The 24,438-nt window shown below is 64.2% G+C and carries 18 protein-coding genes and 1 tRNA gene; 10 read left to right on the top strand and 9 right to left on the bottom strand.

Annotated features, from left to right (window positions below; all coding sequences use genetic code 11):
- The first annotated feature begins 127 nt into the window (after window positions 1-127).
- Entirely contained in the window at window positions 128-2,404 is a 2,277-nt protein-coding gene (locus tag BMX57_RS11735) for a CHASE2 domain-containing protein (RefSeq protein ID WP_092366916.1), read from the top strand.
- Between the two features lie 6 nt (window positions 2,405-2,410).
- On the opposite strand, the gene BMX57_RS11730 is transcribed toward BMX57_RS11735, so the two are convergent.
- From BMX57_RS11730 to BMX57_RS11720, 3 genes are read right to left on the bottom strand one after another with little or no spacing between them, the layout of a single operon-like run.
- Entirely contained in the window at window positions 2,411-3,727 is a 1,317-nt protein-coding gene (locus BMX57_RS11730) for an HlyD family type I secretion periplasmic adaptor subunit (protein WP_092366914.1), read from the bottom strand.
- 3 nt (window positions 3,728-3,730) lie between these two features.
- Complete coding sequence (locus tag BMX57_RS11725; protein WP_092366912.1) at window positions 3,731-5,905, bottom strand: type I secretion system permease/ATPase; 2,175 nt, start codon at window positions 5,903-5,905, stop codon at window positions 3,731-3,733.
- Complete coding sequence (locus tag BMX57_RS11720) at window positions 5,902-7,275, bottom strand: TolC family protein (RefSeq protein WP_092366908.1); 1,374 nt, start codon at window positions 7,273-7,275, stop codon at window positions 5,902-5,904. Before BMX57_RS11720 ends, BMX57_RS11725 begins: the two co-directional genes overlap by 4 nt.
- A 314-nt stretch (window positions 7,276-7,589) precedes the next feature.
- On the opposite strand from BMX57_RS11720, the gene BMX57_RS11715 reads away from it, so the two are divergent.
- The 7 genes from BMX57_RS11715 to BMX57_RS11685 all read left to right on the top strand — a co-directional run bounded on the left by BMX57_RS11715 (window position 7,590) and on the right by BMX57_RS11685 (window position 15,064).
- Entirely contained in the window at window positions 7,590-8,804 is a 1,215-nt protein-coding gene (locus tag BMX57_RS11715) for a tyrosine-type recombinase/integrase (RefSeq protein ID WP_092366906.1), read from the top strand.
- A gap of 365 nt (window positions 8,805-9,169) precedes the next feature.
- Window positions 9,170-10,144, top strand: coding sequence for a helix-turn-helix domain-containing protein (locus BMX57_RS11710; protein WP_308419740.1), 975 nt, complete (start codon window positions 9,170-9,172; stop codon window positions 10,142-10,144).
- 121 nt (window positions 10,145-10,265) lie between these two features.
- Complete coding sequence (locus tag BMX57_RS11705; RefSeq protein WP_092366902.1) at window positions 10,266-11,813, top strand: NHL repeat-containing protein; 1,548 nt, start codon at window positions 10,266-10,268, stop codon at window positions 11,811-11,813.
- A 43-nt stretch (window positions 11,814-11,856) separates the two neighbouring features.
- Window positions 11,857-12,390 carry a hypothetical protein gene (locus BMX57_RS11700; protein WP_092366900.1) on the top strand — a complete coding sequence of 178 codons (534 nt, stop codon included), beginning with the start codon at window positions 11,857-11,859 and terminating at the stop codon, window positions 12,388-12,390.
- Window positions 12,391-12,461: 71 nt separating this feature from the next.
- Window positions 12,462-13,004: a hypothetical protein gene (locus BMX57_RS11695; RefSeq protein ID WP_092366897.1), complete on the top strand. Its 543-nt coding sequence runs from the start codon at window positions 12,462-12,464 to the stop codon at window positions 13,002-13,004.
- A gap of 30 nt (window positions 13,005-13,034) precedes the next feature.
- Complete coding sequence (locus tag BMX57_RS11690; RefSeq protein ID WP_092366894.1) at window positions 13,035-13,721, top strand: hypothetical protein; 687 nt, start codon at window positions 13,035-13,037, stop codon at window positions 13,719-13,721.
- 95 nt (window positions 13,722-13,816) lie between these two features.
- On the top strand, window positions 13,817-15,064 hold the full coding sequence (locus BMX57_RS11685; protein ID WP_177175449.1) for a carbohydrate porin: 1,248 nt from the start codon (window positions 13,817-13,819) through the stop codon (window positions 15,062-15,064).
- Window positions 15,065-15,137: 73 nt separating this feature from the next.
- On the opposite strand, the gene BMX57_RS11680 is transcribed toward BMX57_RS11685, so the two are convergent.
- Window positions 15,138-15,830, bottom strand: coding sequence for a terminase small subunit (locus tag BMX57_RS11680; protein WP_092366890.1), 693 nt, complete (start codon window positions 15,828-15,830; stop codon window positions 15,138-15,140).
- A 663-nt stretch (window positions 15,831-16,493) separates the two neighbouring features.
- Between BMX57_RS11680 and BMX57_RS11675 the strand changes: the two genes are divergently transcribed.
- Window positions 16,494-16,811, top strand: coding sequence for a helix-turn-helix domain-containing protein (locus BMX57_RS11675; protein ID WP_308419739.1), 318 nt, complete (start codon window positions 16,494-16,496; stop codon window positions 16,809-16,811).
- A gap of 816 nt (window positions 16,812-17,627) precedes the next feature.
- Here the strand turns inward: BMX57_RS11675 and BMX57_RS11670 are convergent.
- From BMX57_RS11670 to BMX57_RS11650, 5 genes are all read right to left on the bottom strand, one after another.
- Window positions 17,628-18,761: a MuF-C-terminal domain-containing protein gene (locus BMX57_RS11670; protein WP_092366888.1), complete on the bottom strand. Its 1,134-nt coding sequence runs from the start codon at window positions 18,759-18,761 to the stop codon at window positions 17,628-17,630.
- A gap of 117 nt (window positions 18,762-18,878) precedes the next feature.
- Complete coding sequence (locus BMX57_RS11665) at window positions 18,879-19,070, bottom strand: hypothetical protein (RefSeq protein ID WP_092366887.1); 192 nt, start codon at window positions 19,068-19,070, stop codon at window positions 18,879-18,881.
- 600 nt (window positions 19,071-19,670) lie between these two features.
- Window positions 19,671-19,756, bottom strand: a tRNA-Leu gene (locus tag BMX57_RS11660).
- A 56-nt stretch (window positions 19,757-19,812) separates the two neighbouring features.
- Window positions 19,813-20,379: a tetratricopeptide repeat protein gene (locus BMX57_RS11655; RefSeq protein ID WP_092366885.1), complete on the bottom strand. Its 567-nt coding sequence runs from the start codon at window positions 20,377-20,379 to the stop codon at window positions 19,813-19,815.
- Window positions 20,380-20,409: 30 nt separating this feature from the next.
- On the bottom strand, window positions 20,410-20,892 hold the full coding sequence (locus tag BMX57_RS11650) for an Lrp/AsnC family transcriptional regulator (RefSeq protein ID WP_092366884.1): 483 nt from the start codon (window positions 20,890-20,892) through the stop codon (window positions 20,410-20,412).
- A gap of 111 nt (window positions 20,893-21,003) precedes the next feature.
- Between BMX57_RS11650 and putA the strand changes: the two genes are divergently transcribed.
- On the top strand, window positions 21,004-24,408 hold the full coding sequence (putA, locus tag BMX57_RS11645) for a bifunctional proline dehydrogenase/L-glutamate gamma-semialdehyde dehydrogenase PutA (protein WP_092366883.1): 3,405 nt from the start codon (window positions 21,004-21,006) through the stop codon (window positions 24,406-24,408).
- Window positions 24,409-24,438 lie beyond the last annotated feature (30 nt).

Genomic DNA, 24,438 nt, shown 5'->3' with positions numbered 1-24,438 from the left:
TTTTTCGGTGCAGGACGGGCGATTCGGGAAAGTCGGGTTAAGGTTCGTGGCAGGGCCAACCGGGCGAATCGGTGACCCGAAGCGGGGTCCGCGCCGGATTCGGCCGGGCCGGCAGGCTCGGAGGGGTATGCGCAACTGGCTGTCAAAATGGCTCGGGTGGTTCCGGGTCGTGGCGTTTCTGGGCCTGCTGTTCGGGCTTGCCATCCGGATCGGCGATCCGGTTCCGCTCTCGGCGTTGCGCAGCATCGCCTTCGACGTCTACCACCAGTCCAAGCCGCGCCAGCCCACCGCGCAGCCGGTCGCGATCATCGATGTCGACGACCGCAGCCTGAGCGAGATCGGCCAGTGGCCCTGGCCGCGCACGCGGATCGCCGAGATTGTCGACCGCGCCACGGCCGCCGGCGCCGTGGCCATCGCCTTCGACATCGTCTTCGCCGAGCCCGACCGGCTGTCGCCGGCCTATATTGCCGCGGACAACCCGGACCTGCCCGAGGGCATCGCCACGGCGCTGCGGACGCTGCCCGACAACGATGCGGTGCTGGCCGAGGCCTTTGCCCGGTCGCGGGTCGTGACCGGGCAGACCAGTGTCCGGACACGGGCCGGCAACCGGGCAGAGAAACAGGCGATGGCCGATATCCCTCATGCGGTGGTCGGGGTCGATCCCGCGCCGTTTCTGCTGCGGTTTCCCGACATCGTGCAGAACCTGCCGGTGCTCGAGGCCAACGCGGCGGGGCACGGGATGTTCACCACAAGGCCCGATGCCGACGGCGTCTATCGCCGCGCGCCTATGGTGATGAGCGTGCAGAGCAAGCTGCGGCTGGGGCTGGCGCCCGAGCTTCTGCGGGTGGCGACCGGCGGCGGTCCCTTCGTGCTGCGCGCCAACGCGGCCGGGATCGAAAGCATCGCCATCGCCCGACAGCCCGTCACCACCGATTTCGACGGCACCGTCTGGCCCTATCTCACGCCCTCGTCGCAGGCGCGCTATGTCTCTGCCACCGACCTTCTGAACGACCGAATGCCGCCCGACCGGCTGGCCGGCCACCTGGTCCTGGTCGGCACCTCGGCCATCGGGCTGGAGGATTTCCGCCCCACGCCGCTGGGCATCGCGATGGCCGGGGTCGAAATCCACGCGCAGGTTCTGGAGAATATCCTGGGCCAGACCCTGCTGGAACGCCCCAACTACACCATCGCGGTCGAACTGGTGACGACGTTCTTCCTGTGCCTTCTGGTGATCCTCTACGCGCCGGTGCTGGCGGCGCGCTGGGTGATCGGCTCGGCCGTGGTCCTGCTCAGCAGCTATGTCGCGATCAGCTATTTCCTCTTCCACCAGCACCGGATCCTGCTCGATCCCAGCTATCCCGTGCTGTCGGTGCTGATCACGTTCATGATCATTTCCTCGGTCAACTACCTGCGCGAGGAACGCCAGCGCCGGGCGATCCGCTCGGCCTTCGGGCAATATGTCTCGCCCGACCTGGTCGATCAGCTGAGCCGCAATCCCGAGGCGCTGCGGCTGGGCGGGGAGACGCGCGAACTGACGCTGCTGTTCTCGGATGTGCGCGGATTCACCGCCATCGCCGAGGATTTCAAGGACGATCCCGAGGCGCTGACCCAGCTGATGAACGATTTCCTGACCATCCTGTGCGACGCGATCCTGGAAAACAGCGGCACCATCGACAAGTTCATGGGCGACGCGGTGATGGCGTTCTGGAACGCGCCCTTGCCGCATGACGATCACGCCATGCGCGCCTGCCGGACGGCCCTGCAGATGACCGCCAACATCCGCAAGTTCAACCGCCGGCGCGCCGCCACCCAGCGGTTGAGGCGCATGAAGGGCCGGCGGGGCAAGGGCAAGAGGACCGACACCGCCCCGGTGCGCAAGGCGCATGCGATCCGCGTCGGCATCGGCATCAACACCGGGGTCTGCGTGGTCGGCAACATGGGCAGCAACACGCGGTTCGACTATACCGCGCTGGGAGATCCGGTGAACGTCGCCTCGCGGCTGGAGGGGCAGTCGCGTTATTATGGCGCGCAGATCGTCCTGGGCTCGGCCACCGCAAGGGCGGTGCAGGACTGCCTGGCGGTGCTGGAACTGGACACGGTGCGGGTGGTGGGCAAGGATCTGCCCGAAAACATCTTTGCGCTGGTGGGGGACGAGGCACTGCGCGAGACGCCCGAATTCCGGCTGGCCAACGCGCTCAACCGCGACATGCTGGCCGCCTACCGCGCGCGCGACTGGGACCGCACCGAGGCGTTGCTGGCCGAGGTGCGGTCCGCCTATCGCGCGCTGAAGCTGCAGCTCGACGCCTATGTCGATCTCTATGCCCGCCGTGTGGCCGACCTGCGCAGCTCACCGCCGGCCGACGACTGGGACGGCGTGTTCTCCTTTACCGCGAAACGCGGCTGAGCCCGCTCAGCGCTCGCGCAGCGCCTCGGACCGGGCGCGCAGGATGGGCTTGGCCAGGTAGGACAGCACGGTCTTGCGCCCGGTCTGGATGTCCACTGTCGCCACCATGCCCGGCGTGATCGGCAGCGGCTGCGCCTGCGACCCCAGATAGGCGCGGTCGGTGCTGATCACCACGCGGAACACCTCGCCACGTTCCCGCGTCTCCAGCGTGTCGGCGCCGACCCGTTCGACCCGGCCCTGCAGGGCGCCGTAGACCAGGTAGTCATAGGCCGAGATCTTGACCGACGCGGGATCGCCCACCTGCACGAAGGCGACGTCGCGCGGGCTCAGGTCGGCCTCGATCAGCAGCGTGTCGCCGGCCGGCACGATCTCGACCAGCGGCGCGCCGGGCTGGGTCACCGCGCCGATGGTGGTGACATGCAGCGTGTTGACGGTGCCGCGCACCGGCGCGCGCAGGGTGGCGCGAGTGACCCGGTCGCGGGCGGCGCGCAGGTTCTCCTGCACCACCGCCAGTTCGACCTGCAGCCGTGCCAGCCGCTGCCGCGCGGTCAGGACATAGGCCGACCTCGTGGCGTCGATCTGGCGTTCGACCTCGGTAATGGCGGCGGCGAGACGCGGCTCGCTCGCAGCACTCACCGAGAGTTCCCCGGTCAGTTCGGCATGCCGCCCGCGCAGGCGCAGAAGCTCGACCGCCGGCACCACGCCGCGCTCGACCAGCGCCTGGGTCTGGGCGATCTCTTCGGTCAGCGGGGCCAGCACGTCACGGGTCTTGTCGCGCCGCGCCCGCAACTCGGCCAGTTCGGCGCGGCGCTGGACCAGCTGGTCCGACAGCACCTCGAGTTCGCGCGAAAGCTGCTCGCGCTGGGACAGGAACAGCTGCTCCTCGGCCCGGGTCGCCAGCGGGCTGCGGGCGCGCAGATCCTCGGGGACTTCCATCGTCCTCGCCAGCACCGCCTCGGCCTCGAGCCGCGCCGCCTCGGCCCTGAGTGCGCCCTCCTGCTCGCTGAGCCGGCCCAGCTCGGAGCGGAACAGCGTGTCGTCGATCTCGAGCAGCACATCGCCGGGGGCCACCAGGTCGCCCTCCTGCACGGCGATGGCGCGCACGATGCCGCCCTCCAGGCTCTGCACCACCTGCAATTGCCGCGACGGGATCACCCGGCCGGCGGCGCTGGCGCTTTCCTCGATCTCGTAGGTATAGGCCCAGGCCGCGAAGCCCACGAGGCCCAGCGCGATCACCAGCAGCAACCGCCAGGGCCCCGGCGCGCCCGACCCTGCGGCCGAGACGTGATTGACGAAACCGTCTTCGATCCGGTTGCCGAACATCGCCTAACCCCGCACCCGTTCCGCCGCCTGCCCCTGTAGCCGGGCCAGCACCTCGGCGCGCGGACCGTCCAGCACCGCGCGGCCGCGATCCAGCACCACCAGGCGCCCGGCGATGGCCGCCAGCGACTGCCTGTGCGTCGAGATGACCAGGCCGGTGCCGCCGGCGTTCAGTTCGCGCAGGCGGGCGATCACGCCGGCCTCCATCGCCTGGTCCATGGCGTTGGTCGGCTCGTCCAGGAACAGCAGCCGCGGCGCGCGCAGGATGAGCCGCGCCAGCGCAACCGCCTGCCGCTGCCCGCCCGAGAGGCGTGCGCCCTGCTCGCCCACGTAGTGATCCAGCCCGTCGGGCAGCGCCGCGACCGTCTCGTCCAGCCCGGCGAAATAGAGTGCGCGCATCACCCGCGCGTCGGGGGCGCCGGGGGCGCCCAGGACCAGGTTCTCGCGCAAGGTGCCGGTGAACAGCTCCGGCTCCTGCGGCAGATAGCCGATGCCGGCGCGCAACTCGGCCGGGTCGTATTGATCCAGCGCGATGCCGTCGACCAGAACCGTGCCCGCGTCGGGCGCGATCAGCCCCGCGATCACCTTGCCGGTGGTGCTCTTGCCCGACCCGACCTTGCCCAGCAGGGCGACGATCTCTCCGGGCTCCACGCTCAGCGAGAGCCCGTCCAGCGCAGGGCTGCGCGCGTCGGGAAAGGTCAGCGTGACATCGCGCAGCTCGACCGCGCCGCGCCCCGGGCGCAGATCATGGGCCACGGTTCGGGGCTGGTCGACCGGCAGCGCCATGAACCGGTTCAGCGCGGCCAGCGAGATAAAGGCGTATTGCGCACGGAACAGGGTCTGGGCGATCAGGCCCATCGGCGCCAGGATGCGGGCGGCCAGGATGTTGGCGGCGATCAGACCGCCGATGGTGATCCGGCCATCAGAGACCAGGAACACGCCCCAGACGATGATCGCCACGCTCACGCCCTGCTGGATCAGCATGGTTCCATTGGTGGCCACAGCCGACCAGAACCGCACCCGCCCGCCGACCTGCGCCGAGGCCGCGACGGCGGATTCCCATTCGCGCTGCATCACCGGTTCGGCACCCAGACTCTTGACCGTCTCGATGCCCGACAGCGATTCCGCCAGCACGGTCTGGCGGCGCATCGACATCTCCTGCGCCCGCCCCGCGGCGCGGGCGATGGGGATCTGGGCAATGCCGGCCAGCACCAGGATCGCCGGCAACGCCAGCAGCGGGACCAGCGCAATCGGGCCGACGATCAGGAACAGCACCGCGATGAAGACGCCCACGAACGCCAGGTCGATCACCGCGACGAAACTGGCCGAGGCAAAGAATTCCCGCACCGTCTCGAAATCCCGGATCGTGGCGGCGATGCCAGCCGCGCCGCCGGGCCGCGACAAGAGCCGCGCGCCCATCGCCTGGCGAAACAGCGAGGCCGCGACGGCCAGGTCCACGCGCCGCCCGATCCGGTCGAGCAGGCTGGTCCGGATCAGGCGCAGCACCAGGTCCAGCGCCAGCGCGATCCCGACGCCCAGAGCCAGCGTCCACAAGGTGACGAAGGCCAGGTTGGGGATCACCTTGTCATAGACATTCATCACGAAGAGCGGCAGCGCCAGGCTGAGCAGGTTCAAAAGCAGCGCGGCCACGAACAGCTGCGCCCAGCCGCCGGCATTGGCGCGCACCGGCCCCCAGAACCAGTGCCGGTCGCGTGCGGCATCGCTGCTTGCGCCCCGGGTCGCGCCGGTGTCGCGGGTGACCAGCAGGATGCCGGTGGCGATCCGGCGGCGCAGGTCGCGCAGGCGGATCTCGGTCTCGACGCCGGTTTCGGGATCGGTCACGCCGGCCAGTCCCGCCTTGCGGTCGAGCCCGGTCAGGATCAGCGGGCCGCCGTCGCGCTGGTCCAGTACGCAGGGCAGCACCGCCGGGTCCAGCCTGGCCGGGTCGCGCAGCACGATCCGTGCGCGCAGCCCGATCGTGCCCAGCATCCGCGCCAGCGCGTCCAGGTCGGTGACCTCGAGCCCGCCGGGCAGCCGCGCCAGCACGGCGGCGGCCGAAAAGGGACGGTCGAACTCCCGCGCGAACCAGCCCAGCACCGCCGGCACGTCCGGAGGGCCGGCGCCGCCCGCGGGCTCGGCCAGGTGCACCGCCGGGCCGGCTGTGCGCCCGGCCTCGCTCATCTCAGGGGCTCGATCGTGGTTTCGAAGACAAAGCCGCGCGACGCCTTGGCGCGGGCCTGGAACGTGGGCTCAAGCGCCATGTCGCTGCGGGCCACGCCGAAATGCTGCGCCAGGGCGCTTTGCACGGCCAGCGCGCGATAGGTACTGAAGGCGAGGCTGGCATCGGCGCTGACGCTCTGGAATTCGACGTTGAAGCGCGCCCGCTCGACCTCGAGCAGGTCCAGAAGCGTGCGTTTCGCGGCGTCGAACTCTTCGGCATAGGCATCGACGATCAGCCGGTTGATGCGCAATTGCCGGCGCAGCATGGCCGCGCGATCCGCCGTCGAGACATAGGTGTTCCAGGCCTGCGCGGACAGTTCGCGCACCGCGCGCACCGCCACGTCGCGCTCATACGCGGCCCGGTATTGCAGTTCGGCCAGGCGGTTGCGCTCAGGCTTGCGGCCGCCCTGGTAGAGCGTCCAGTTGAAGCCCAGCCCGATATAGGCGTCGGTGCGGTCGCCGGTCAGCCCGTTTCGGTTGACCCCGTAGGAGGTGCCGGCGTTCAGCGACAGTTGCGGCAGGTTGTCCGACAACACGATATCGCGGTTGTAGCGGCTTTCGTCGATCCTCGTCTGGGCGTGCAGGACGCGGAAGTTCCGGGCAATCGCGGCTTGGGTCAGCGTGTTCAGCGAGGGCGGCACCTGCGCTGACCGGATCGCCATGCCGCCGCCGGGCGGTACGCCGATCACCCGCTCATAGCGCGCATCGGCATCGCGCAGCGCGCGTTCCACGTCATTGATCGCCAGTGACGCGGCCTCGACCCGGTCCTGGATCGTCAACAGGTCGGAATTCGGCAGACGACCACCGTCGACCAGCGCCCGCACGCGGGTTTCGATCTCGCGATGCTGGGCCAGGTTGCGGCGCGCGACGCCCAGAAGGCTGCGGTGGCGTACCACGTCGATATAGGCCTCGGTGGCGTTCAGGGCCATCGTCTCGGACGCATCAAGCAGTCGAAAGATGTTCCCGTCCAGCCGGGCGGCCCGGGCATAGACCAGGTTGGCGCGGCGGAACCCGTCGAAGAGTACCAGCCGGGCGTTCAGCCCGATCTGGCTGCGGGTCTGGCTGATGTCGTTGTCGGCGTCGGGCAGAAAGGCCGGATCGTCCACCCGCTGCAGGCCAAGCTCGCCATAAAGTTCCACGGTGGGCAGGAATTCCTCCTGCGTCTGCAGCATCTCGTAGGCGCTGGCCTGCATCTCGGCGCTCGACGCCTTGAGCGCCGGGTTCGTGCCCAGGGCCCTCCGAACGGCATCCCGCAAGGGCTCCGAAAGGGCAGTCTGGCCCTGAAGCGCCAGCGCGACCAAAAGCGCGGGCAGAAAAAATCCGTGTCGCAATAGGCACCTCCCCCAGATGTAAGGTGCGGATTTGACCGTTCAAATCGCTCTATAGCCTAGACCAGAAACGCGTTTTCGCAAAGCGCAACGAATTGCCGGCCAATTGGGGCAACCCATTCGGCACCCGGGACTGTTGGAGGTGTTTCCAGTTTCAGGATGGTGCGGGCGGTGTGAACCTTGTAGCAGTTGCTACGTGTAGCATATTGCTCGAACACCCTTTAATTGTTGCATCCTGCAAACCTCGTCAGTATCAGATTGTGTCACGGTGTTGCAAAATACCGGGCAGCGAGTGTGGGGCAGAATGTGGGGCGGAAATGGCACGGGGCATCAATAAGCTGACGGCAGCACAGATCAAGAGCTCAAGCGCGGGCAGCGTCCTGCAAGATGGCGGGGGCTTGATTCTGAGGCGATCTGCCGGCGGCGGGCGCTGGACCTATCGCTACCAGTTCCAAGGCCGGCGCCGGGATATGGGGATCGGGTCATTCCCAGACATGCCGCTGGCCGAGGCCCGCAAGCAGCGCGCCCGGTGGGCGGAAGCCTTGGAGCGCGGCCTTGATCCCATCAGCGAGCGGCAGCGCGAACAGGAAGCCGCGATAGTCGAGCATGGCCGCGACGACCCCTCATTCGAGGAAGTGACCGGGATCGTTTTCGAAGCAATCAAGGGGCGGCTGAAAGGCGACGGCAGGTCTGGCCGGTGGCTGTCACCGCTCAAGATCCATGTGATCCCGAAGATAGGCCGGCGGCCGATCAGCACCATACATCAGCGCGACATACACGATACGCTGGCGCCTATCTGGCGCACGAAGCATGAGACAGCAGACAAGGCGCTCTATCGGGCGCGCAAGGTGTTCGAAATGGCCCGGCTGATGGGCTATTCCGTCGATCCGTTTGTCTGCGATGCCGCCCGGCACATGCTCGGGCATGTCGCCTACCAGCAACAGCCGATCAGGTCGACGCCCTGGCAGGACATTCCCGACCTGTTCGCGCGGCTCGATCAACCGCACCCGTCCTATTTGGCGCTGCGCTTCACGATCCTGACCGCCGCACGGGGTATGCCGATCCGCGGGGCGCGCTTCGATGAGATAGACGGCGACGTGTGGACGATCCCGGCAGAGCGCATGAAGGGGCTACGCGGCAAGGTGAGTGACTTCCGCATCCCCCTGTCTACGGCGGCTCAAGAGGTTGTCGATGCCTGCCGCTCGAATGCGCGCAACGATTACCTGTTCCCGAGCCCTCGCGCCCAGAGCGGGGTGTCTGACGTGGCCATGACGAAGGCGCTCAACGCGCTAGGCGAAAGCGGCAGGATGCATGGTTTCCGAACGTCCTTCCGAACGTGGGTGCAGGACACCGAAGCCGGATCTTGGGAAGTGGCGGAAACCGCCCTCGCCCACACCATCGGCAACAAAGTCGAACGTTCCTATGCCCGCTCCGATCTTCTCGATCAGCGCCGCATCCTCATGCAGAAATGGGGGGATTACGTCACGCAGTCGGAGTCGTCGGAGTCGAAGGTGGTCAAGCTGCGCGGGTAGCCTGCGAGGCTGCGAGAACGGCGAGGCTGGGCGTGTAGGGGCATTGGGGGCTGAAATCCCAGTCAGGACCCGGGAGCCCGGGTGAGCAGACCATTCAAGGTCTCCGGACCTGACAACACCGTGGCTAGTTGCCCAATGACGCGGCGAGGCTTTCGCGATGCGGTATCTCAAGCTTCCCTAAAGAGACCCCACCAAGTAGATAACGGCGCTCAAGGGCCCTTCTGGCGTGGTGTTTCTTGGTTCTTCGAAACAATTCCAATGCTTGGCAGCCAAGTGGAAAATGATACTCTTGCAATTCATATTGATCGAGCGAGTGAGATCTTAAGCCGTTGGTAAAGACTATCCCCCTAATACGAGCTGCAAACGTGCTCCCGTTGGTGCGCTGGATCGAAGTAAACCGCCGTCGTTCCTCGCCATATTTGGCGGAGGCCGATCTAGACTACTGGTATGCGCTATCTCCGTTCGAACCGATCCCCTTGCGAAACGGGATTGAGCTGTTACGAGCACTCGCGCGGGATTTCGGGCCGGATATTGGTATGAAGATCGTCAACCAGGCCAGCGTCGTGGAACTGGGGTTTATTGGGGGTGTTGCGCTTGGTGCGCGAAACCCGCTTGAGGCCTTGCAACGGCTGAGTCATGCGATGCCCATGCATTCCAGCCACGAAACCTTTCGAGTCAGTATCGAGGAAGATCAGGTTCATATTCACCACACCCTTGCCTTCCAGGTCGATGACGAAAGCACTCACGCGGTGCATGTGCTGTTGATCTCGATGCTGCAGCAACTCATGCGCTTTACAGGACTGCAGTCGCCTCTACTGCGCCGCGTCGAGATGATGCCGCATCCCAAAGCCGGCCTGGCACATATCTCGAAGACGTTTTCAGACCGCCTTTTGCCATCCAAGTCAGGTGTGTTGAACGTCAGTATCGACTTGTCAGTGGCGCAGGTCCCGTTCCAGGCCGTAGCTCGGGATCGTACCGCCAATCCCCGGGTCGGACAAATTCAACCTTTGACCGAAGACCGCAGCCTGGCTGCTTCGATCCGGCCCGTGATCGCGGCCATGCTGCACGGCGGCGAACCGACGATTGAGCGGATCGCGCGGGCTTTTGGCGGCAGCGTCCGCAGCTTGCAGCGACGTTTGAGCGACGAGGGTACGAGCTATTCCGAACAGCTCGATCTCGTTCGGCGTGAACTGGCCTTGGCCCACCTCAACGAAGGAGATGTGTCTCTGACCGATCTGTCGGAACGGCTGGGATACTCCGCGCAATCGGCCCTGACCCGCGCGGTTCGACGGCTGACGGGTTTGACGCCCTCACAATTGGCTGACGATCCTCGCTTTTAGGGGCATACCAAGTTTTTGGCGCGCAAGGTAAAATGCGTGCACTGCAACCGTTTCTATAATCTGAAGAATAGAAAAAAGTCGCGCGGACCGCCGCGTGGCACCTCAGATTTTAGGAATGCAAATGCGAACGACTCTTCTGACCGTCATCCTATCCCAGACCATCGCAACCGCCGCTTTGGCCGAGGATGGGTTTGCCAAGACGAACGGCCCGATGCCCGGGGACCTGGAGCGGATCATGGAGGAGTGGGATTGCGTTCAGGGCCTAGATACGCCGGGCTATTTCAAGTCGATGAACGGCGCCGAGGTGGCCGACAGCGCTCGAAGCCAGCTTTATCCTTGCGCCAGCTTTCTGGGCGATTGGGACGGGCCAAACGATGTTTATGCCTGGCGTGCTGCTGGCGAGTACCAGGGTGTTTTGTTCATGAACAACCGTCATCCGGGTGAACTCTACTTGACCGGGGGCAACAACCCGCCAGCACAAGGTGTCGTGCCGGTTGGGCCGTGGGTGGCCAAAGTCGACGCGACCACTGGCAAGGAAATCTGGCGGACCGTTCTGGAGAACGGCAACGTCTCCGGCGTTTGGGTCGGGGCCGCAAACCTCAACATCCTGCCCGATGGCAACATTCCCATCGCCTTCGGCAACCATCTGGTGAAACTTGACGGCGACACGGGGCGGATCATCCAGCATGTCGCCCTGCCCGCCGGCGCGCCGCCCGAAGGAAGCAACTTCAAGCACCTCACCATTGCGCCGGACGGGACTCTGATCGTCAAGAACCAGACCCGTGCCACGCCCTGCAACATCCAGGGCACGCTGGCGGCCTTTCAGTGCCCTGGAGGGGCCGACGCCTCGCCGGGATCGACGATCCACGCGATCAACCCCGACACGTTCGAGATCCATGACAGCGTCGATCTGCCGGAAAACGCCGTGACACCGCACTCAATCACGACTTTCGACGGCAAGATCATGATCTACGCCCCGGCGATCAAGACATTTTTCCGGGTAATCTGGGATCCGGAAACACTGCAGCTAACGCTGGATGAATCGTGGTCGACCGACAGCTACCTCGAGCCGGGACAGACATCCGGTGACGCCCCGGGCGTGCTTGGGGACTGGATGGTTGTGCAGGTGAACGGCTTGCCGACAAACAAGGCGGCCTCCGCCATGGTCGGGATAAGCCAGCATGACTCGACCAAGATCACGCGAGTTTATCCATTTGGGACGGAATTGCCGACGGGGATGAGCTGGGCGCCGCCCAAAGCGGCCGTGGACGCGGAAAACGACATGGTGTTCTCGACCGACCAGAACATGATGAAAATCGGCGGCATCAATTTCGACCGGGAAACGGGTGAAATGACCGTCGCCTGGACCATCGACGGCGCGACGACCGCGTTGCAGGCCCTGTACGGACCAAAGAACCGCCGCGTGCTCGGAACTGCACGCGCCGAGCCGAGTGTCACCCAACAGGCGCTGATGCAAACTTCGACCCCGCCCTACAAGCAGCAGGCAATCTGGCTTGATGCTAAGACCGGCCGGTTGCTGGCGGAATCAGATTTTCTCGAGCCGATGAATTTTAACACCCTGCTATCGCCCGGATTTGGCGGCCGGTTTTACTACATGTGGGACGAAGGGTTCATCGTCCTGCAACCGATGCCGCAACGATCGCAATGAAGTCCTACCCGAAATCCAGCTTTCAGACATCCAAAGGACCAACATGAAACCTTCAACCATCTTCGCCGCCGTCGGCGCCTCCCTTATCGCCGCAACGTCCGCCTTTGCCGACTCCAACAGCCCAATTCCGTCAAGCTCGGATGCTTTCACGATCTACAAGGAAATGGATCTCTGGACGGTTTATGCCGATGCCAGCACCAAGACGTGTCTTGCAGAGAGCGTGGATGACGTCGGCAACGTATTTCAGATGGGTCTGACCAAGGACCACCAATACGGATATATTGGCGTGTTCACGCAAGCCGACGTCAAGATCCCCGCATCGCAAGAAGTCGCTGTGATCGTCGACGGCAATGCGTTTGTCGGCAAGTCCTACGGCATCAAGAGCAAGAAGTTGCGCGGCGATTATACAGGCGGATACGCTCTGACCCAGAGCCCCGAATTTGTGGATGCCATTGCCAACGGCCAGGTTCTGATCGCATTCCCCGAAATGGAAGGACTGTTTGTCGTCGACCTGACGGGCACCAAGGACGCGATTGAAGCGACGCGTGCTTGCAACAAGGAGCTGGCGAGCTCGTAAGCGCTCGTCGACTGTCATTGATTGCCCTCATATCTAGGAATTTTTTGTTGCCGCACACTCACACCGGATTGATGGGAACGCTGGTCGCAACTGCCCTTTCGATTTCTTCAACGATGGCAGTCGCGGACCAGCACGAAGACCTCACACTTCTGTTCGTTCAGACATCTGCCAGCATGAAGTCCGACGCTCAGCACCTGCGGATGATCGATGTCGGTGAACAGACCGTCTATTTCTCCGATCGCCCGAACAGGGTTGCCGGGCACATCCACCTGGACAAGTTTGTCACCGGGTGGAGCAAGGGCGAAGACAGTTTCGCCGAAAATCCGCCCAATGCGGTTTTGTCCGAATACGGGGACAAGAGCGAAGAAAACAATCTCGTCGTGATCGAGCTGTCCGCGCCGGTTCTGGATGGGGACGACCTAGTCTACAGCTACAAGACCGTGGATGGTACGATGCCCAAAAGCGGCGGTGCCTCTTCACTGTTTATCGACACGTTTGGGCCCGGCGGCGGTGTCGGTGCGGTGTATCACGGCGTGGGCGTCGGCAGACGCGGACCTGGTGCTACGGGCTGGGCCGGGGTGGCAGTACGCAATTGTGGCGACGGCGATTGCTGAACTGCGATGCGAACCGAGGAGAAAATGACTATGACCACCCGCACATTTCTTGGCGGCACTCTGGCCGCCGTGGCACTGGCTTGCACCGCGCAGGCCGATGACCAGCACCAGATCGAAAGCGTCACACTTTCCGATATTCGCGGAATGGTGTTTTGCGAGTTCCTGTTGATTTCCGACACCGAGGTCACGATCTACAACACATCGGCCAACGGCGAATGCGACCTGGATGCGTTTGGGAAGCTCGATCCGACTGAAATAGCCAGGGAACACGGGGTCAAGGCAGCGCAGCTGAACGGACCGAAATACTGGATCATGGACGAACAGACCCTAGGCTTGGGCGAAACCAAGAAGTTCGGCGAGATCGAGGCCCGGTTTGCCGCTTCGTTGCCAGTGGCCTCGCTTGGTTCGGGCGAAGGTGCCGACCCTTACGCGCCTTACGTGACCATGAAAGAGCAAAAGATGGTCTACCACGCGGGCAAGGCGGTCTATGAACTAGTTGATGCCGACGGCAACGCCTATGTGCTGAACGCCTATGGAGCGCAAGTGAAGGACGCTGACCCACAAAACCTTGCCGACCAATTGCAGCCCGCTGACGGTTGGAGCTTCCGCAGCAGGGTTCTCGACTCCGAGATGGTGATCGTTCAGAAGGGCGACCAGCCCAACAAAATGGTCGGCGATGACCTGCACCAGTACTACTCTCTGGAGGCCGCAGATTGAAGATGGCAGTGGGCCTGACAACATCCCCATTTCAGGTATCTGCCAGGTTATTCAGCCGTCGGATGAAAGTTCGGCACAGATTGCCTGGCCGCCACATGGCGGCGGTCGCCAGTGTGCTTTGCCTTGCGCTGAACGGGACCGGGGCCCTGGCTCAATCCCAGTCGGGATATGGCCCCACTCCGTCACTGGAAGGCGGCGACAGTGTCACCGAGGACATTCATCAGGACGACATCAGCGCCGGCGCCGCCGTTCGAATACCAGGCAAACCTCTGAAACCCTGGTTCGATGCGAAACGGCGCTGGAACGACAAGTATGGCCTGAAGCTCAATTTCAGCCTGCAGACCCTGCATCAGCGTTCCGACAATTCAACAGGAGAGACGAAGGCGGCAGCCGGCCGGGCCGAGATCAATGGGTCTTGGACACTGATCGGGCGTGGAACCAAGAACACGGGCCGCCTGACCTTCAGGATCGAGAACCGTTCAACGCTGGGTACTGCAATTCCGCCATCGAAACTGGGCAACCAGTTCGGCAGTGGTACGTTGGTCGGAACCGGATTCAGCGATTATTCGGAAGCCAACCTGTCTGAACTAGCCTGGCGGCAGTCACTAATGAACGGGCGGCTGAAGTTCGTCATTGGCAAGATCAGCGCCGTGGGCTGGTACGGTGCGCACGCCCTGTCCTCTCCGAAACGCGGGTTTCAGAACACAGCCGTTCAGGCCAGCAACACGCGTGCATTTCCCGGCCGGGGCTTCGGGTTTGGGCTTGGCTACGAGTTGACGCCCCGATTGGTGGCCGTTGCAGGCATCCACGACGCCAATGCCAAGACCACAGGCAATCCGTTCGACACGATCAAACAGAGCGAGTTCCTCAAATCAGCAGAGGTGCGGTACTACCTCACGACACCAGAACGTGCCCGCTGGGACCAAGTGCGCCTGCAGCTTTGGCATCAAGATGAACGGGTCGAGGCATCTGTGCCAGAGAGCTATGGCGCCAACTTCGTAGCCAGCAAGCTCATGTTCGGCGACAGAATGATGCCTTTCCTGTTTGCCGGCGTGTCGAAGGGCGGCGCGGCGCTGTTCAAGAAGGACGTTGCCATCGGGACCAGTTTTGCCTTCGACACAACCGCCAGCAAGGCGCGTGACGTTCTGGGGATCGGGCTGGCCTGGGGTAAGCCGTCCAACAGCAGCTTCCAGGAACAGGTGACCGGAGAACTGTACTATCGGTTTCAACTGCTGGACAACATCGCCATCACGCCATCGATCCAGATGATCAAGAACCCGATCGCGAACCCCAATGAAACAACGGTCACGGTGGTCGGTCTTCGGTTGAGAGCGACATTTTGAGACCGGCACCGTATACAGCGAACATACCGCCACAGAAGCTCGAAAGGGAGCCTTGCAGGTGCGTCCAATTGCTTCACGAATGGATTGTTAAGCTGCCCTCCGAAAATCGAACACTGAAATGAGCTACCATTTGCAGCCTGCTGATCTTCCCGCCGTCGAACAGCAGCTTGGCGCCGCCCTTGAGCTTGCGTGTGTCCGACATGCGGGAGACCTCGATGCCGAGGCCGGAACACTCGGGGCAGTCGGGGTTGGGATCGTCGGTGAGGCGGTAGCCATAGCCGCCAGCGTCGTCGGGGATGCGGGGATCTTCGATGGTCCCGGCCATTTCGGCCTCTCGCAGATCGTCGTCGCTGAACAGGTCGAACACCTTGCGGGCTTTCGTCTCGCGGAACTCGCGCTCGGTTTTCCACTGGTATTCGTGCCCCTGGCCCCAGCAGAAGCGGCAGGGGGCGTGGATGTGCTGTGTCAGCTCGTTGGGGTCTGCGGTGGCAATGTCGGCCCACATCCGGGCGATGCCCTCGGCGTCGAGCATGAGCTTCTGCTCGATCATCGCCCGGCCTTCCTTGATGGCGTTGCGAACTCCAACATTGTCCAACAGCCTCGGACCTTGGGTCTTGCCGTGCCGATAGCCTGCCTTCTCGGCGCTCTGGGTGGCGTTGGGGGTGTCGAGGTAGGCGAGGACGAACAGCCGTTGCCGGTCGCTCAAGCCGTGCTTGTCGAGCCAGTCCGTGTTCGCCGTGGCGGGGTTGTCGGGGTTGCTGCTCATGGTGCCTGTCGGAAGCGTCTTGCGCCGTCTCTTGCCCAACACCCTAACTGATACATGGTGCAGGAAGCAACAATCATAATTTTTGACCTCGCCTCGCGCGCGCGTGCGCGCGCTCCACCACCACCTCTATATGACTCTGGTTATGGTTGGTTAATCCGTGGATGTAGTTAAGTCGTTGATTTTATTACACCCGGCCTCGATTATCGCCAAATTACCGTGAAATTACCGCTGAGTTATCGCGTCGATAATTGAGCGATAATTGCGAGATAGCGATTTTGTGCGGAAATCCGCACAGGTTGTTTCGGTTAAAAAATTCTTGCCTGAAATCCTCAATTGCCCTGTTGCAAGCCGCAACTTTTAGCAATAGGTTGGGGGTAAGCAAGACGGAGATAACCATGAAAGACCTGCTCCAAATCATCCGCCGCGAAGGCACCGCGCTCCTGGGCGATGCGGTCGGCGTGGCGGAGACAGGGGACAGCCAGCGGGCTTAGCGATGCGTGAAGGTGACGCAGACGATTAGCGCCGGAAGAGGATTGTGGCGGCGAATTTGCATCAGGTTTATGGCGCACAACTTGAGTCTAGCAAGCGACCGGCGAATACTGCTAATTCAGATGTCAGTGGAACATGTAGCCGCTTCTTGGCTTGCGAAAATGGTGGCTGTTTGTGAGAGTGCGCATCAAAGAGATCCGAAAAAGGAAGGGCATGAGCCAGGAAGAACTGGCCGGCCTGATAGATCTGTCACGTCCCTATCTTGCACAGATAGAAAGCGGCGCGCGAAACCTCACGGCAAAGAAGCAAGAGATGATCGCGGCTGCCTTAGAGGTCGATCCGGTTGAACTGGTCGATTTCAGCGCTCCGGATCAAGACGACGAGAAGATGCTGCTCATGGCGTTTCGCTCCTTGAATCCAGAACAACGTAAAGCTTGGCTCGGGTGGGCGCAGGTAGCTCTGGGTTCTGACAGCCAAGATCAGGACGCGTGAGCCCGGCACAGCAGTATGACGGCCCATCATGACGGCCCATCCGGTCACATGCGAAGCTCGGAAATCTCAAAGACTAGAGCCGTGCGGCCTAGCAAAACAATCCATTCGAAGCAGGAGCGGCCAGCACTCAAAGCAAAGGCAGGCCAATCTAAGCTTTGTTGCTGGCATCCGAATTGCCTGGGCAGTTTTGAGCAACCGAAATATTTCGACCAAAATACGCAACGCGATGACCAAATAAAATGTCAATAGACGGTACCCGCTCCTTCCCCCGCATGCAGGGGAAGGCCCTTCTTGATCCGTATCCACGCGATGCCTTTTCTCGGTGGCCAGCCGCTTCCCCGCAGGCTATTCTCCTGCCCCACCCAGAGCGAATTGCCCTGGGAGGTCCCCGATCAACCTTCACTGTACGTCACAAGTCCAGTTGCCGGTGGGTTCCGTAGTCGCGCTTCTGTGCTGGTCCAGAAGGAGTCGATTCCAGCACGGGGTGGGTCAAGGTCCCCGGATCATAGCCGTAACTTTGGGGCCGGTGTGACGACAAACCGTGGCGGCCATTTTTCAAGGACACGTGAAAGGCTAACAGCCGGACGAAACCTGACACGCCTGAAAGCTCAAACCAAAGATTGAACCCTCGGCGCGGAGGTTATGCAGACCAAGAAGGTAATTACAACATGTTGCATTTTGCAACTTGTCGGGCAGGAGCGCTCTGTCAGTTTTTGGATCGATTGTGCACCAAGGTATAGGGCGGGCAGCTTCGCACGCACCGCAACGTGCGCCAGAAAGAGACAGCATCGACCACTGATCCGCGTCGCGGTCAATTCACGTCTTGGCCGCCCACCCGGTCTTGGACCGCAGGCCATACTTGGCGACAAGATCGGGGTTGCGCGGCTCCGCCACCGGCATGAAAGGCTTGGACGGGTCTTGGCCCTCGATGGTCCTGTCGTGCATGAGATCCATCAGGCGCTTGTTGGCGTCGTGGTCTTTCGTCAGGATCTCCCGCCACTCCTGGGCCAGCTTGTCGGTCTTGGCGTGATGCTCATTGTGCAGAGTGTCCATCTGCTCTTTCAGGCGCAGATACTTCTTCACGCTGGGCATCTTGCCGCCAAGCTCGTTCATCAGCGCGCGGCCGGGCGTCAGGGCGAGGATATTCACCCCGCTCTTGCCGGCCATAACCTGCGTCAGCACGTCGCTCATGAGCTGCTTTGCGCTCTCGGCGGTCACGCTGGATGCGGCCTCAAGGCCGGGGTTCTGGCGCTTCGGAGCGCGCATTTCCGGGTCGCCGCCGGGGGTCTGGCCGCCCTTGAAAACGGATCGCGGAGTGCGTATCTTGCTGCTTGCGCGGAGGCGTTGAAGGGTGCCGCTTAGCGGAGCGTTAAGGGAATTGGCCCCGGTATGTTCATATCCCGAGCCTGCGCGCTCTCCACTGAGATACATGATCTGGCCGCGTTCTTGCGCGGTCAGAACCATGTCGTCAAACTTCTCCTTGCCATAGAACGTTACAACGACTGATGCCGCCGCATCCTTGTCGGTCTTGCCGGAACGCTTGATGGCAACGACAACGACCTCACCGTCTTTGGTCAGGTGATCCGTGACCAACAGTAGGTCTCCGGTGCGATCCCCGCCGTGCTGATTGATCGCCATGAACGGGTTTGCGATCATGTCGGGCAGGTTTGCAATCGTGTCAGTCGACAGGTTGGCGCGTTCGCGCATGACCTTCCGCAGTTTGCTGGCCTGCATCACCAGATCGCGCCCCTTGCCGCCAAATGCGCGGAAGATTTCGGGAACCGCGCCCAGGCTCAAGCTCTGGTGGGGCTCGATCTTCCCGTCGAGCAACGCGCGCAACTCGTCCTGCCAGCCCTGCTTGGCCTTTCTCCTGGCCTTGAAGCCACCGCCTGGCCCGCTGGGGTTCGGGTCGCCCCGGCCGCCAACGCCGCCATCCGCGATCTGCTGCATGGTGCGGGCCGCCGACTGGAAGCCGCGGCCCCGGAAGGCGTTGGCAAGGGCTTCGAAGAACGCCCGGATCTTGCCAAGCGCACCCTCGACGGCGCCGCCCGGCCCGTTGCCCTCGCGCTAGCGGCGATACATTTCCGCCACCGCTTCCTCCATCAGCGCGCCGTTGGAACACTCGGGATACTGCTCGCGCAGGGCGTCGAACGCGGCCTTGTCCTTGCACGCCTCGCGCACCTGCACTTGCCATTCCGCCTTGGTGAACAGGCCATATTCCCGGCCCCAATAGGCGCTGACCCGCGGGGGCGTGAACAAACTCGTGCCGCAGGGTGCCCGTCGTGCCCTCCGATGCGTCGGCGCAAACCTCGACGGCGCCGCGCCCCTGGCGATAGACACTCTCGGCGCCCTCGGATGCCCGCTCGATCTTGCGCACGACCTTGGCCGTCACCTTCCCGGCCCGCCCGGCATCGGTCAGCATGGTCTGGGGATCTTCGGCCAGCGCGGCATACTACGCGTCGTTGAACTTCTGGCTCGTCTGATTGCCAGTTTCACCCTGCAACACTATTTTGATGTCGGCGGGGTTGTCTTCCAAACTGTAGGCGCCATTGGTGCTGATCGAAGTTCTACGGAACTTGGCCCCGTCGCTTACTTCCTTCGACAGATCACAGTGGACGGTGCCGTTTTGGTCTTCTTGACCTTGGCAATGGTCCTTGCGCTTGCCGGAGGTCCCGCGCCTCTACAGCCTGTCACGGTCGAAAGTCTACTGGATGGGGCAGGCCGGTCGGCTGGCAATCCACAAGTTCGAGGGCGAGCCCGCCTAGCAGGGTATAGCCGGCAATGTGTGGGGCAGAGTGTGGGGCGCAGTAATGCGTCCCATTTTTTTAATTGCTATATCAGTCGCTTATGTGGCTTGTATGGTGCGGGCGGTGGGACTCGAACCCACACGGGACCAGGCCCTTCGGATTTTAAGTCCGATATGTCTACCATTCCATCACGCCCGCTTCCTGACCGACCTACCGCGCGGGGCGGCAAAGCTCAACGGCCTATCGCGCCGGCGTCACAGCTCGCGGCCCACGGGGGCCAGGGGGCCGCCCGGCGCCGCGAGGCCGCGTTCGGGGATCCAGGGGTTCAGCGCCAGCGCGCGGGCCAGGGTCTCGCGCGCCTCGTCGGTACGCCCCAATGCCATGAGGGTGAGCGCAAGGCCGCTGATCGCCGCCACGTGGCGCGGTGACAGGTCGAGCGTGCGCTCCAGATCCACCACAGCAGCAGCATAGTCCTGGCGCAGGAAATTCACGAAGGCGCGCTGGTTGTAGCCCTCGGCATAATCGGGGCAGTATGCGATCAGCCGGTTGAAATCGGCCAGCGCCCCGGCCAGATCCCATCCCGACCGCCGCGCCATGCCCCGGTCCAGGATCGCCTGCGCCGGTTCGTCCGGGGCATCGGCCCACAGCTCCCACATCTTGTTCGACAGCGCCTGCCCGCGCGCCTCGGTCTCGGCGGCGCGGGCCTCTTCGATCAGGGCATCAAGCGCCTCGGAATGATCCGGCGCCGGTGGGCAGGTCTGGGCCACAGCCGCAGACGCGCCGAGCAGCAGAGCCAGAATTGCTGATATTGCGGGTCGCATGGCCCGATGCTGACGCCCTGACGAGCCGCGTCAACTCACAACTTCGAGCGGACCCAGGAGCCCGGCCTCCTTGACCGCCTCCATCGCCACGAAAGTCGAGGTGCTGGCGACATGCGGCAGGGTCGAGATCTGTTCGGCCAGGACGGTGCGGTATTCGGCCATCGACCGGGTGCGAATCTTGAGCAGATAGTCGAAATTGGACGCGATCATGTGGGCCTGCTCGATCTCGCCACAGCGACGCACGGCGGCGTTGAACTCGGCCAGCGCCCTTTCGCGGGTATCGGCCAGCCGCACCTCGACAAAGACGACGTGATCGAGGCCCAGCCGGATCGGATCGACCAGCGCACGGTAGCCCGAGATCACGCCATCCGCCTCGAGCCGCCGCAGACGCGCCTGGGTGGGCGATTTAGACAGGCCGATGCGGCGGGCCAGATCGGCAATCGAGATCCGGCCCTCCTCGCTCAGGATGCTCAGTATCTTCCGGTCGAACCGGTCGAGATCCGGAAAGTCCATTCGACCAAAAATCCTCCAAACTTTACTGCAATCGTCTTAGTGTTAGCTTATGATCGGTCGATTGTCCCGCTCATTCAAGTGTATATTGCGCGAAACGCCCGGAGGATTGAAATGACACATGCCCTGCGCAATCAGATCGACGCCCACACCTATGAGGATCAGGACACGCTACTGCCGCGCCTGGCCGACCAGGCGGCGCTGAGCGCCGAGGACCGCAGCGCGATCTGCGCCGACGGGGCGCAGCTGGTCCGCGATATCCGCGCCAGCACGTCACCGGGCCTGATGGAAGTGTTCCTGGCCGAATACGGGTTGTCCACCGACGAGGGCATCGCGCTGATGTGCCTGGCCGAGGCGCTGCTCCGGGTGCCCGACGACGACACGATCGACGCGCTGATCGAGGACAAGATCGCGCCGTCGGACTGGGGCAAGCATCTGGGCCATTCCTCGTCCTCGCTGGTGAATGCCTCGACCTGGGCGCTGATGCTGACCGGCAAGGTGCTGGACGAGCGTCGCCCCTCGCCCGTCAGCGCCCTGCGCGGCGCCATCAAGCGGCTGGGCGAGCCGGTGATCCGCACCGCCGTGGGCCGGGCGATGCGCGAGATGGGTCGCCAGTTCGTGCTGGGCGAAAGCATCGAATCGGCGATGAAGCGCGCCGCGGGCATGGAGGCCAAGGGCTATACCTACTCCTACGACATGCTGGGCGAGGCCGCCCGCACCGAGGCCGATGCCGGGCGCTATCACCTGAGCTATTCCCGCGCGATCACCGCAATCGCGTCGGCCTGCAAATCGACCGACATCCGCGCCAATCCCGGTATCTCGGTCAAGCTCTCGGCGCTGCACCCGCGCTATGAGGTGGCGCAGGAGGAGCGGGTGATGGCCGACCTGATGCCGCGCCTGCGCTCGCTGGCGCTGCTGGCCAAGGCCGCCGGCATGGGCCTGAACGTCGACGCCGAAGAGGCCGACCGCCTGGCGCTGTCGCTGCAGGTGATCGACGCGGTCCTGGCCGAACCCGCGCTCAAGGGCTGGGACGGGTTCGGCGTCGTGGTGCAGGCCTATGGCCCACGTGCCGGGGTGGTGATCGACACGCTCTATGACATGGCGCAGCGCCATGACCGCCGGCTCATGGTCCGCCTGGTAAAAGGCGCCTATTGGGACACCGAGATCAAGCGCGCCCAGGTCGAGGGCGTGGACGGGTTTCCGGTCTTCACGCAGAAGGCCGCAACCGACGTGTCCTATATCGCCAATGCCCGCAAGCTGCTGGGGATGAACGACCGGATCTATCCGCAATTCGCCACCCACAACGCCCACACCGTCGCCGCCATCCTGCACATGGCCGAGGACGCGCACAGCTATGAGTTCCAGCGGCTGCACGGGATGGGTGAGACGCTGCACAACCTGGTGATGGAGAAGAACCAGACCCGCTGCCGGATCTATGCCCCGGTGGGGGCGCATCGCGACCTGCTGGCCTATCTCGTGCGGCGTCTTCTGGAAAACGGCGCCAACAGCTCCTTCGTGAACCAGATCGTCGACGAGAAAGTGCCGCCCGAGGAGGTGGCCGCCGATCCCTTCCTGCAGATCGCCGAACCGGGCCCGGCGCTGCGCAAGGGGCCCGAACTGTTCCAGCCCGAGCGGCCGAATTCCAAGGGGTTCGACCTGGCCCACACGCCGACGCTCGACGCGATCGAGGCCGCGCGCGGACCCTTCGCCCGGCACAGCTGGCAAGCCGGTCCGCTGCTGGCCGGCACCGCCGCGCCCCAGGACGAGGAACCGGTCGCCAACCCGGCCCGGCCCACTGACAGCCCCGGAACTGTGGCGATCGCAAGTGCCGCCGACGCCGAGACCGCGCTGGGTGCGGCGACGCCCTGGAAAGCGCCGGCGGCGGAGAGGGCAGCCGCGCTGAACCGGGCCGCGGATCTTTACGAGGCGCATTACGGCGAGCTTTTCGCCATCATCGCCCGCGAAGCCGGCAAGAGCCTGCCCGACTGCGTGGCCGAACTGCGCGAGGCGGTGGATTTCCTGCGCTACTACGCGGCCAACATCCCCGATGCGCGACCGGCGGGCGTCTTCATCTGCATCAGCCCGTGGAACTTCCCCCTGGCGATCTTCACCGGCCAGATCTCGGCGGCGCTGGCCACCGGCAACGCGGTGCTGGCCAAGCCCGCGCCGCAGACGCCGCTCATCGCCCATCGCGCAGTCGAACTGCTGCACGAGGCGGGTGTGCCGCGAGATGCGCTGCAATTGCTGCCGGGCGGGCCGGAGGTCGGCGCGATGCTGACCTCGGATCCGCGGGTGTGCGGCGTGGCGTTTACCGGCTCGACCGCGACCGCGCTGAAGATCCGGGCGTCCATGGCCGACAACCTGGCCCCCGGCACGCCGCTCATCGCCGAGACCGGCGGGCTGAACGCGATGATCGTGGATTCCACGGCCCTGCCGGAACAGGCGGTCGAGGCCATCGTCGAAAGCGCGTTCCAGTCGGCGGGCCAGCGCTGTTCGGCCCTGCGCTGCCTCTATGTGCAGGACGACATTGCCGACGACCTTCTGACCATGCTCAAGGGCGCGATGGACGCGCTGCAGATCGGCGACCCCTGGCACCTGTCGACCGATTGCGGGCCGGTCATCGACGCCGAGGCCAGGCGCGGCATCGCGGACCATGTCGCCCGCGCCCGGGCCGAGGGCCGGCTGCTCAAGGAGCTGCCGACAACGACCGACGGAACCTTCGCGGCCCCCGCGCTGATCCAGATCGACGGCATCGCGGCGCTCGAACGCGAGGTCTTCGGCCCGATCCTGCACGTGGTCCGGTTCAAATCCGCCGATCTCGACCGGGTGATCGGAGACATCAACGCCACCGGCTACGGCCTGACCTTCGGGTTGCAGACCCGGATCGACGACCGGGTGCAGCACGTCACTGACGCGGTCCATGCCGGCAACATCTATGTCAACCGCAACCAGATCGGCGCCATCGTCGGCAGCCAGCCCTTTGGCGGCGAGGGGCTGTCCGGCACCGGACCCAAGGCCGGCGGGCCGAACTACATGGCGCGGTTCTGCGCCCCGGACCGGCAGACCGCCGGCGGCGAATGGCACGGCGCGATGACCGACATCCCCGCGCCCTCGGGTACCCCTGCCCTGCCCGCGACCCGGAGCCTGCCCGGCCCGACCGGCGAATCCAACCGGCTGAGCGAGTTCCCCCGCCTGCCGCTGCTGTGTCTCGGCCCTGGCGAGGACACGGCACAGGAACAGGCCGACGCGGTGCGCGCCCTGGGCGGCACCGCGATCCGGGCGACCGGCATGATCGACCTGCCCGGGCTCGAGGGGCTGGAGGGCATCTCGGGCGTGCTGTGGTGGGGCGACGAGGTGACCGGCCGGCAGATCGAACAGGCGCTGGCGCGGCGCGACGGGCCGATCCTGCCGCTGGTTCCGGGCAAGCCCGACCGGGCGCGGGTCCTGGGCGAGCGGCATGTCTGTGTCGACACCACCGCTGCGGGCGGAAACGCGGCTCTGCTCGGCGGCGCCGCCTGACCCGATCGCATCTTGACGCAGGGCGGGTTT

Origin of the sequence: Cribrihabitans marinus (assembly GCF_900109035.1) — a bacterium.
GTDB classification, from domain to species: domain Bacteria; phylum Pseudomonadota; class Alphaproteobacteria; order Rhodobacterales; family Rhodobacteraceae; genus Cribrihabitans; species Cribrihabitans marinus.
This window is presented reverse-complemented; position numbering and strand designations above follow the sequence as displayed.

What these genes read in the sequence shown, in the direction of transcription:
- BMX57_RS11700 (WP_092366900.1), top strand. Translation starts at nt 11,857, where the DNA reads ATGAAACCTTCAACCATCTTCGCCGCCGTCGGCGCCTCCCTTATCGCC.
- BMX57_RS11695 (WP_092366897.1), top strand. Translation starts at nt 12,462, where the DNA reads ATGGGAACGCTGGTCGCAACTGCCCTTTCGATTTCTTCAACGATGGCA.
- putA (WP_092366883.1), top strand. Translation starts at nt 21,004, where the DNA reads ATGACACATGCCCTGCGCAATCAGATCGACGCCCACACCTATGAGGAT.
- BMX57_RS11725 (WP_092366912.1), bottom strand. Translation starts at nt 5,905, where the DNA reads ATGAGCGAGGCCGGGCGCACAGCCGGCCCGGCGGTGCACCTGGCCGAG.
- BMX57_RS11730 (WP_092366914.1), bottom strand. Translation starts at nt 3,727, where the DNA reads ATGTTCGGCAACCGGATCGAAGACGGTTTCGTCAATCACGTCTCGGCC.
- BMX57_RS11670 (WP_092366888.1), bottom strand. Translation starts at nt 18,761, where the DNA reads ATGCAGCAGATCGCGGATGGCGGCGTTGGCGGCCGGGGCGACCCGAAC.
- BMX57_RS11705 (WP_092366902.1), top strand. Translation starts at nt 10,266, where the DNA reads ATGCGAACGACTCTTCTGACCGTCATCCTATCCCAGACCATCGCAACC.
- BMX57_RS11680 (WP_092366890.1), bottom strand. Translation starts at nt 15,830, where the DNA reads ATGAGCAGCAACCCCGACAACCCCGCCACGGCGAACACGGACTGGCTC.
- BMX57_RS11735 (WP_092366916.1), top strand. Translation starts at nt 128, where the DNA reads ATGCGCAACTGGCTGTCAAAATGGCTCGGGTGGTTCCGGGTCGTGGCG.
- BMX57_RS11685 (WP_177175449.1), top strand. Translation starts at nt 13,817, where the DNA reads ATGGCGGCGGTCGCCAGTGTGCTTTGCCTTGCGCTGAACGGGACCGGG.
- BMX57_RS11655 (WP_092366885.1), bottom strand. Translation starts at nt 20,379, where the DNA reads ATGCGACCCGCAATATCAGCAATTCTGGCTCTGCTGCTCGGCGCGTCT.
- BMX57_RS11690 (WP_092366894.1), top strand. Translation starts at nt 13,035, where the DNA reads ATGACCACCCGCACATTTCTTGGCGGCACTCTGGCCGCCGTGGCACTG.
- BMX57_RS11650 (WP_092366884.1), bottom strand. Translation starts at nt 20,892, where the DNA reads ATGGACTTTCCGGATCTCGACCGGTTCGACCGGAAGATACTGAGCATC.
- BMX57_RS11715 (WP_092366906.1), top strand. Translation starts at nt 7,590, where the DNA reads ATGGCACGGGGCATCAATAAGCTGACGGCAGCACAGATCAAGAGCTCA.